A 1,566-nucleotide genomic window follows, 5' to 3' on the forward strand; every position below is an offset into this window, starting at 1 on the left:
GTGCTGCATAGCCAGGCTCCGGTCAGCCGAGTAGCATCTCCAGTTTCCTCGGGTCCGTCTGCCTTGCAAGGCAAACTCACCACGGTTGGTGCATCTCCGGTGCCTAACCCCTCCGTCAAGGGGACCTGCCTGCGGCAGGCCCCTTACGTCGAACGTTAAGCGTCTTATGAAATCATTGCCCCCGCGACGCTCAGTCTGGCTCTATCCAATCGCTTTGGCGCTTTCAGCGGGAGTGATAGTCGTCTCACTCGTTACCGGCGTCATCGGGCTGAAGGACACCGTCGTTCCGCTGTTGTCGCTGTTCGGGACATTCTTGGGAGCCACTTTTGCCTTTCGGCTGAACGAAGACAAGGAAGTCCGAAAGCTCCTTACAACCCGACGAGAGGCGATGAATCGAGCTCTGTTCGTGATGATCAGGCAGGCAAACGCCATTCACCAGCTTGCAGATGACTTCGAGAAGTACAAGTCAGAGTTCGAGCGGGCTTTCAATCTACCGGCACTGAAGCCACCCCCGTACCAAGACTTGGTTCACAACCTAGCGGACCTGGAGTTCCTCCTGGAGTCAGACGACCCGGCGCTCCTAATGCGCATCGCAATAGAGCAGGAACGCTTTCATCAGGCTCTGGAGAGCCTCAAGACTCGCAACGAGTTCTACGTGGGAGAAGTTCAGCCGGCGTTGGCGAATGCCGCGCTCAATGGCAAGATCGTTTCAGGCGAGCAGGTCGCTATGCTTCTCGGTGAAAGACTTTTCGCCGGTGCGATGAATGGTGCCGAGATTGCGCGTCAGCACATTGAGGCTTGCAATGAGAGCATCCCCGCCATTCACAAGCAACTACACCAATGTGCGAAGGTACTCTTTCCCGGCCACAAGTTCATAACCTATGAGCGAGCCGCCTAACCCCTCCGTCAAGGGGACCTGCCTGCGGCAGGCCCCTTACGTCGAACKTTAGAGGTCAACATCGTGAACGCGTCAACTGAATGGTCATGGCAATCGGGTCCAATGCCGCAACCGTGGGCCTCTCTGTTCATGGCGCTTGCCGCCTCCATATTGCTCGGCGTTTCCGTGCATGTTGCACTGGAGGTCCGCGCATTTGCTAGCGCTGCTGTACGCACCACCGGGATTGTCATTGATTTGCACCAGCGCCAGGACACCTCACATCCAGAGATTTCGTTCGTTGATGGCTATGGCCGCGAACACCGCTTTCTGACAAAGGTGCAAAGCAGCCCGCCAGCCTTCTACAAGGGCGAGAGCGTGGTGGTTCTGTATCCTGGAGGTTCACCTACGCAAGCACGAGTCGACAGCTTCCTCGAAAACTGGTTTGCGTCGCTGATTTCAGGCACGCTAGGAAGCCTCTTCCTACTCGCTTCAGCGCTCCTGTGGGTATTTCGGAAGCGTTTGTTTCGGCAGTACTCCAATCCGCAACACAACCAGCGTAAGAGGTCATGAAGCAATCGACACAAGATATCAATTCAAAGCAAAACCCATCAGGTTATGCCGCGCTGACCTCTAACCCCTCCGTCAAGGGGACCTGCCTGCGGCAGGCCCCTTACGTCGAACGTTAGACC

The 1,566-nt window shown here is 56.4% G+C and carries 2 protein-coding genes; both read left to right on the top strand.

The genetic code is table 11. From position 1 onward, the window contains the following. The first annotated feature begins 166 nt into the window (after nucleotides 1–166). The gene (locus tag AC1DYI_RS35155; protein ID WP_477208727.1) at nucleotides 167–898 is read left to right on the top strand and encodes a hypothetical protein; all 732 of its coding nucleotides are present in this window, start codon (nucleotides 167–169) and stop codon (nucleotides 896–898) included. A gap of 102 nt (nucleotides 899–1,000) precedes the next feature. Further along, nucleotides 1,001–1,447, top strand: a complete 447-nt coding sequence (locus AC1DYI_RS35160; RefSeq protein WP_477208728.1) for a DUF3592 domain-containing protein — start codon at nucleotides 1,001–1,003, stop codon at nucleotides 1,445–1,447. Nucleotides 1,448–1,566 lie beyond the last annotated feature (119 nt).

The sequence above is a fragment of the Ideonella sp. P3_A4 genome, from assembly GCF_056403075.1.

Excerpts from the sequence above, each read along its gene's own strand:
- AC1DYI_RS35155 (WP_477208727.1), top strand. The coding sequence starts at position 167 with ATGAAATCATTGCCCCCGCGACGCTCAGTCTGGCTCTATCCAATCGCT.
- AC1DYI_RS35160 (WP_477208728.1), top strand. The coding sequence starts at position 1,001 with ATGCCGCAACCGTGGGCCTCTCTGTTCATGGCGCTTGCCGCCTCCATA.